Below are 6,896 nucleotides of genomic sequence, written 5' to 3'. Positions count from 1 at the left end.
ATGATGTCCACGATCTTGCGCGACGATGCATTGATGGAGCCCATCGTGTCGACCACCTGCGAGACGACACTGCCGCCCTTGACCGCCACTTCGGAAGCGGACACCGCAAGCTGATTGGCCTGGCGCGCGTTGTCGGCGTTCTGCTTGACGGTCGAGGTGAGCTCTTCCATCGAAGCGGCGGTCTGCTCCAGCGAGCTCGCCTGCTCTTCGGTGCGCGAGGACAAGTCCTGGTTGCCCGTGGCGATCTGTGTGCTGGCTGTGGAGACGTTCACCACCACGTCCTGAACTTGATGCAGTGATGTGTGCAGCGCCGAGCGCATCGCATCGATGGCGCGCAGCAGCCGTCCGGTCTCGTCGTTGGCATAGCTGCTTTGCGCTGTGTCCGTCAGGTCCATCGCGGCAATGGCCTGCGCCATTGTCTCGGCCTTTCGCAGCGGACGCGTGATGCTGCGTGCGAGAAGCCAGGCCAGCAAGCTGCCCAGCGCGAGAGACATCGCCGTGCAGACGGTCAGCAGCGTGCTCGTCTGCGCGCGGAGGTTCTGGCCGCGCTGCGCCGCCGCATCCAACTCTGCGCGTTGCATGTCCACCATGCGCTGCACGCCCGCGAGATAGTTGACCGAGGTTGGCTCGAAGCGCGAGGTGAACACCTTGTCGGCGCCTTCGAGGTCGCCAGCCAGCTTGAGCTTGCTGACCTCTTCGCGCGCGGCGAGATAGGCTTTGCGCAGCTCGCCGACTTTCTCGAAGAGCTCGCGCTCTTCGGGCTTGTTCATCTGGCCTTCGATGAATTTCTGCAGCTCGTTGGTTTCCTTGATCGAAGCCGCGGTCGCCGGCGCGAAATAGGCGATCAAGCTCGAATCGCTGCTCTTGGCAATGGCGGCTGCCCGCTGCACGCCCGAGGTCGTGTGGCGCAGCCAGTCGGAACCGGCGCGCTCGGTCTTGACGCTGTCATTGACCATGCCGTCAATCTCCACGCCAAGTTCACGCAGCTTCAGTACGGCAAAGACGCTGCTTGCGAGAAAGAGGGCAAGAATGGCACCCAGCACAAAGGCCAGGCGCCTGCCAATCGAGATATTGCTCAAGAACATGATCGTGATTCCAGAAGATGCGAAGGAGTGCGCCAACGCATATCGGCTGGAAACCGAAGAACTTGAGGGGACCGGCGCTCCGGTGCTTAGAACTTGTACGTCAGCGCGAGGTACGGAACGATCGGATTGAGCTTCAGGCTCGATTCGCTCGTTGCAACGGGCACACCGAGCGCCGTCGTCGTCAGATTGGCCTTGGTGCGCAGCGGAATGTAGGACACCGAGAAGGACACGCCCCAATGCGCATCGAACTGATAGGCGGCGCCCACGTTGAACACCGGCGCAAACTTGCTGTCGATCTTGGCCGTGGTCGACGACGCGGCTGCCGGGATGCCGATGCGATTGGCCAGGGCGCCCTGGAGCCCGGGCGTAAGGCTCACGTCGCTGTACCAGACGTAAGTGGCGCCGAGGCCGACGTACGGTCGAAACTTGGCTTCGCCTTCGTTGAAGTAGTACTTGGCGAGCAGGGTGGGGCTCCACTGCCGCGCTTCGCCGAGTTCGCCGATCGGGCCCAGCGTGCCGACGCCATCGAGCTTGAATTTCGGCGGGATGCCAAGCACGCCTTCGACGGCCCAGTGGCTATCGACGAAGTAGGTGGCGTTGAGGCCCAGCGTGTCTGAATTGCTCACGCTGGCGCCGGAGCCGGGCACGACGGTGTGGACCGGCGAGGTGAAGGTCAGCGGCTCGCTGGAGTCCTGGGGGGAGAGATGGAACCAGCCGGCGCCGACTTGCCAGTCGCCAGCCTTTTGCGCAAGGGCACTGCCCGATCCAAGCGCGGCAACAGCCGCCAGCGCAAACAGTTTTGTCTTCATCATGAGAGAGAAAGAAGAGTTCAGTGGTTTGGGGGTCGATAGGATACGGTGCCTCGTGAGCACGCGCACACTTCCCATCCCCTGTCCTCAACTTTTCAGCGGCGCGGCCGATAAAGAGGCTGGTTCTCCAGGGATCTTCTGCAAAGAGGGATCGTTCGGCCCGCCTCGTGCGGGCCGTTTTTTTTCGGCCACTTGTTTTGCGGCTTACCGCCGGCTAGCCTGCCGTGACCTGGCAGGCTGCCCGGATGATGCGATTCGTCGGGTTGGGGTCGGCATCGCGGAACAGCATCGGAGGCGGGCTGTTCCCGTGGTTGATCGTCTTGCCGGCCGGGCCTTGCCAAAGCGGCGCCGCATAGAACGTGGCGGAGATGTAGTTGGCCTTGCGGGCGCGGCAGTCGAACAGCACGCTCGACTCGTACGAACGGTAAGGCGTCTTTTCCCAGTTGAAGCGTTGCTCCTTGCGGCTGACGCGCACGGTCATGGTCCGCAGATTGCCTTCGGCTTTCGTGGCGACGGGATTCACCTGCACGGTGTCGACCGACGCGTCAACCGGATTGCCGGTCACGGTGAACCATTGGTTCTCTGCCTGGGCGCCGCAACCCGCGAGGCTGAGCAACAAAAGCCACCTTCTCAATTCCAATCCTCATGCTGGCAATCGCGCAGATTCTAGCCAGCTGCCTTGCGGTGCACTGACGAATCGCACCCTCAATTTACGCGCACGACGCGAGGATCGGGCGGCTCGCCGTGAAGGCGATCGACTTCCGCGGCGCGCCGGGAAAGCACGGCACGCTGATTGATGTAGCCCTTGTCGGTGATCTCTCCGGCGTCGATGTCGGGCGGTGCGTCGAGCACCAGCGCGCGGACCGGGCATTGGGACGAGCCGGCGCCTGCCTCTTGCAACTCGCGCATCACGCGGTGCAGCGCGGCGTGCAAGTCCTCGCGTGGTCGCGCCGCAGCCTGTGGACTGGCAAACACCAGCATGCCGACCTCGGCGCGGTCATGGCCGGTGATCACGATGTCCTGCGCCAAGGGGGCGAGGCGCGAGATCAGGTCGACGCGCAGCGTGCCGACCGACACCCAGGTCCCGCTGGACAACTTGAAGTCCTCCGCCACACGCCCGTGGAACATCACGCCGCGCTCGGGCCGTTGCGCATCCGCGAGGTAACCGGCGTCGCCGATGCGGTAGTAGCCCTCTTCGTCAAAGGCTTCGGCGCTTTCGCGTGGTGCGTTGCGGTAGCCGGGGAACACCGATACGCCTTTGACGCGCATCTCCAGCTTGTCTCCGTTGGGCACGAACTTCAACTCGAGCCCGGGCAGCGGCGCACCGATGCATCCGGCGCCGTCCAGCTGCCAGTGCGCCGAGGTGATGGCGGGTGAAGTCTCGGTCGCGCCCCATGATGTCGTGAGCCACAGCGGACGCGAAGGCCGCGCGCGCTGCGCCACCGCTTCGAGCCGTTTCCATGTCGATGGCGCCAGCCCGGCGGCCGCGTAGAACGCCAGCCTCAGTCGTGACAGTACTTCGGCCGCCAGCGCCTCGTCGGCTTCCAGGAATGGCAGCAGCATGTCGAAGCCGCGCGGCACGTTGAAGAGCAGCGTCGGCCGAACCTCGCGCAGATTGCGCAGCGTCTTCTCGATCAACCCTGGCGCGGGCCGCCCCTCGTCGATATAGAGCGCGCCGCCGTGGCACAGCACCATGTTCAGGTTGTGGTTCGCGCCGAAGGTGTGGCTCCAGGGCAGCCAGTCGACGAGCACCGGCTTTTCCTTTTCGAGGAAACGCCAGGTCTGCGTCATCATCTGCTGGTTGGCGCACAGCATCCGGTGCGTGTTGATCACGATCTTGGGCCGGCCCGTTGAGCCGGAGGTCAGCAGGTACTTGGCGTGGTCGTCCGGCACGATGGCCTCGAAAGCCTGCATGACCGCGGGCGTCTCGACGGTCTGCATCAGGCGCTCGAAGGCTTGCGCGACCGAGTGCGTGTCGGCGTGGCGGCTGAACACCGTGACCGCATCGACCCCGCAGCCAGCCAACGCCGGGCCGTACACCTTCGCATCGGACGCGTAGATCAGCGCGGGATCCAGCGCACGCAAAATGCCGTGCAGCCGCGTCGGGTCCTTGGCCATGCGCGAATAGGCGCTGGACAGGGAACATGCGGTGCGGCCGATGTGCAGCGTGGCAAGCATCAGTACCGCGTGATCGATGGCGTTGTCCGACAGGATCACCACAGGCCGGCCCTTCGGCACGCCCAGATGCAGCAGGCCCTGCGCGACGGCGCCGACTGCACGGCGCAAGCCGCGGTAGTCGAGAGTGCGCCAGCCTTCGCCGCTGTCATCGCGTTCCGCCAGGGCAAGCGCATCCGGCGTCTCGCGCGCCCAGCGCTCGAGCCATTCGCCGATGCACCGTGCGTAAGGCTTGAGCGCGACGGGCGAGCGCAGCGCGAAAGAGCCGTCGTCGAAATCGATGCGCACCGTGCGCGGTGGCGCGAGCTGGGTTTCGTCGTTGAAGAAATCGCGCATCGTCATTGTCTTGTCTCCCGAACTCGCCTCTGCGGCGGAGTACTTCGCGACGGCGCCTACACGCCAAGCAATTCCTCGAGCACCGCCGGCGAAACCAGCAGCTCGGCCGACGCGCCATGCCGCACGATGCGGCCCTTTTCCATCACGACGGCCCGCTCGGTGTGCGACAGAACCTTGCGCCAATCGCGGTCGACGATCAGTGTCGCGATACCGGTGGCGCGGATGTCGCTGATCACGCGCCAGATCTCGGTCACGATCAGCGGCGCGAGGCCCTCGGTTGCTTCGTCAAGGATCATCAGGCGCGGATTCGTCATCAGCGCGCGGCCAATCGAAAGCATCTGCTGTTCGCCGCCGGACAACTGCTGGCCACCGTGCGAGAGCCGCTCCGTCAGCCGCGGGAAGGTCGCCATCACACGGTCGAAGGTCCAGTCGCGCCTGCCGTCGATGCCGGGGCGCGCGCTCATCACGAGGTTTTCACGCACGGAAAGATTGGGGAAGATGCCGCGGCCTTCGGGCACGTAGCCGATGCCGCGGCGCGCCATTTTTTCCGGCGGCCATGCCGTGACTTCCTGCCCGTCGAGACGCACGTGTCCCGAGGCCGGACGCACATAGCCCATCAGTGAGCGGATGAGCGTGGTCTTGCCCATGCCGTTGCGGCCGAGCAGCCCGACTGAAGTGGCGGCAGGAATTTCGACATCGACGCCGCGCAGGATGTGGCTGTCGCCGTAATAGGTATTGAGGCCTTCGACTTGAAGCATCTCAGTGGTCCTCGCCGAGGTACGCTGTGCGCACGTCCGGGTTCTGCCGGATCGATGCGGGGTCGCCCGTCGCAATGACGGTCCCGTTGACCATCACCGTGATTCGATCCGCGATGCGAAAGACTGCATCCATATCGTGCTCGACGAGAAGGATCGCATGCGAAGTCTTGAGCTTGGTCAGCAGACCCAGCATGCGCTCGGTTTCTTCGGCGCCCATGCCCGCGAGCGGCTCGTCAAGCAGCAGCACGCGCGGTTTGGTGGCCAGGCACATCGCGACTTCGAGTTGCCGCTTGGCACCGTGGCTCAACGTACCGGCGATGCGTTCGGCGACGGCATTGAGGCCGGCGGCGGACAGCGACTCGCGCGCGGCTGCATTGCTGTCGGCGCACTGCCGCGACGACTGCCAGATCGCCCATGGCCGCGGCGTTGCGGCTTGCGCGGCGAGGCGGCAGTTCTCCAGGACCGTGAACTCCGGAAAAATCGTGGTGCGCTGATAGCTTCTGCCCACGCCCGCAAGCGCGCGGCGGAATTGCGCGCGTCCCGTGATGTCCTCGCCGTCGAGCGAAATGCGGCCATCCGATGCGCTGATCTCACCCGAGAGCATGTTGATCAGCGTGGACTTGCCGGCGCCATTGGTGCCGATCACCGCATGCACTTCGCCTCGGCGCAGGTCCAGTGTCACCGCGTTGACAGCCACCAGTCCGCCGAAGCGGCGAGTCAGTGTTTCGACTGCGAGCAAGGTGCTCGTGCTCATGCGGGCCTCCGTGCTCATGGCGCACCTCTTGGCGAAGGTGCCGGCGAGAGCCGCGACGCGATGCCGATGATGCCCTTGGGCAGCAGCGCGACGAAGGCGATGATGGCAAGGCCCAGCGTCAACTGCCAGTGATCCGCGATCGGGCCAACCAGCGCTTGCGTCGACAACAGTTCCTTCAGCAGGGTGAAAGCGATCGCGCCGATCACCGCGCCGCGCAGATGGCCGAGACCGCCCAGGATGATCATCAGCAGCACCTCGCCCGAGTTGTGCCAAGCCAGCAGTTCAGGGTTGACGACGCCGTCGCGCGCGGCCACCAGGAAGCCTGCCAAGCCCGCCAGCGCACCCGCGATGACAAAGGCCGCGAGCTTGTAGCCATACACCGGAAAACCTGCGGCGCGCATGCGCTGCTCGTTGACGCGAATACCGGCCAGCGCTGCACCGAAGCGCGAACGCCGGATCAGCGCGAGAAAGCCGTAGGTGCCAATGAGCGCGGCCAGCACAACATAGAACTGGACGCGGCCGTTGTCCATGTCGAGCGCGCCGAGGGCAGGGCGGATGTACATGTAAATGCCGTCGCTGCCGCCTCCAAAGGCCGTGTCGTGAAACACGAAGAAGGCCATCTGTGCGAAGGCCAGCGTCACCATGATGAAGTACACGCCGCGCGTGCGCAGGCTCAGAGCACCGACGACGAGTGCGTAGGCGGCGGCGGAGCCCATCGCGAGTGGGAGCAGGAAGGCGATAGAGCCGCCGTCCTTCCCCGAGCCGAGCACCGTCGCGTAAGCGCCAATGCCGTAGAACGCCGCGTGGCCAAGGCTCACGAGTCCGGTCATGCCGACCAGCAGTTCGAGGCTCAAGGCGAAGATCGAAAGGATCATCACTTTCACGACGAAGTCCGAGACATAGGGGCTCAGGATGGGGCCGAGCAAGGCCAATGCGATGGCGCAGGCAAGCGGCAGAAAGAAGGAAGCGCGTTGCATGC

General features: G+C 64.8%; 7 protein-coding genes. All 7 read right to left on the bottom strand.

The window, feature by feature from the left end; translation table 11 throughout:
* A partial coding sequence (locus AC1DEK_RS27570) for a methyl-accepting chemotaxis protein (RefSeq protein ID WP_478128497.1) occupies positions 1–1,085 on the bottom strand: 1,085 nt, incomplete at its 3' end.
* Between the two features lie 86 nt (positions 1,086–1,171).
* Positions 1,172–1,894, bottom strand: a complete 723-nt coding sequence (locus AC1DEK_RS27565; protein ID WP_478128504.1) for an OmpW/AlkL family protein — start codon at positions 1,892–1,894, stop codon at positions 1,172–1,174.
* A 214-nt stretch (positions 1,895–2,108) separates the two neighbouring features.
* On the bottom strand, positions 2,109–2,528 hold the full coding sequence (locus AC1DEK_RS27560) for a surface-adhesin E family protein (protein WP_478128496.1): 420 nt from the start codon (positions 2,526–2,528) through the stop codon (positions 2,109–2,111).
* Between the two features lie 71 nt (positions 2,529–2,599).
* Positions 2,600–4,405 carry a feruloyl-CoA synthase gene (locus AC1DEK_RS27555; protein ID WP_478128503.1) on the bottom strand — a complete coding sequence of 602 codons (1,806 nt, stop codon included), beginning with the start codon at positions 4,403–4,405 and terminating at the stop codon, positions 2,600–2,602.
* A gap of 56 nt (positions 4,406–4,461) precedes the next feature.
* On the bottom strand, positions 4,462–5,163 hold the full coding sequence (locus AC1DEK_RS27550) for an ABC transporter ATP-binding protein (protein ID WP_478128495.1): 702 nt from the start codon (positions 5,161–5,163) through the stop codon (positions 4,462–4,464).
* Between the two features lies 1 nt (position 5,164).
* Positions 5,165–5,917 carry an ABC transporter ATP-binding protein gene (locus AC1DEK_RS27545; RefSeq protein ID WP_478128494.1) on the bottom strand — a complete coding sequence of 251 codons (753 nt, stop codon included), beginning with the start codon at positions 5,915–5,917 and terminating at the stop codon, positions 5,165–5,167.
* 14 nt (positions 5,918–5,931) lie between these two features.
* Complete coding sequence (locus AC1DEK_RS27540; RefSeq protein WP_478128493.1) at positions 5,932–6,894, bottom strand: branched-chain amino acid ABC transporter permease; 963 nt, start codon at positions 6,892–6,894, stop codon at positions 5,932–5,934.
* Positions 6,895–6,896: the final 2 nt, after the last annotated feature.

The sequence above is a fragment of the Variovorax sp. 10N420 genome (assembly GCF_056394705.1).
Note: the sequence above shows the minus strand (reverse complement) of the source record. Positions and strands in the feature narration are given on the sequence as shown.

Coding starts and splice junctions, on each gene's coding strand:
- AC1DEK_RS27565 (WP_478128504.1), bottom strand. CDS start 1,894: ATGAAGACAAAACTGTTTGCGCTGGCGGCTGTTGCCGCGCTTGGATCG.
- AC1DEK_RS27555 (WP_478128503.1), bottom strand. CDS start 4,405: ATGCGCGATTTCTTCAACGACGAAACCCAGCTCGCGCCACCGCGCACG.
- AC1DEK_RS27550 (WP_478128495.1), bottom strand. CDS start 5,163: ATGCTTCAAGTCGAAGGCCTCAATACCTATTACGGCGACAGCCACATC.
- AC1DEK_RS27545 (WP_478128494.1), bottom strand. CDS start 5,917: ATGAGCACGAGCACCTTGCTCGCAGTCGAAACACTGACTCGCCGCTTC.
- AC1DEK_RS27540 (WP_478128493.1), bottom strand. CDS start 6,894: ATGCAACGCGCTTCCTTCTTTCTGCCGCTTGCCTGCGCCATCGCATTG.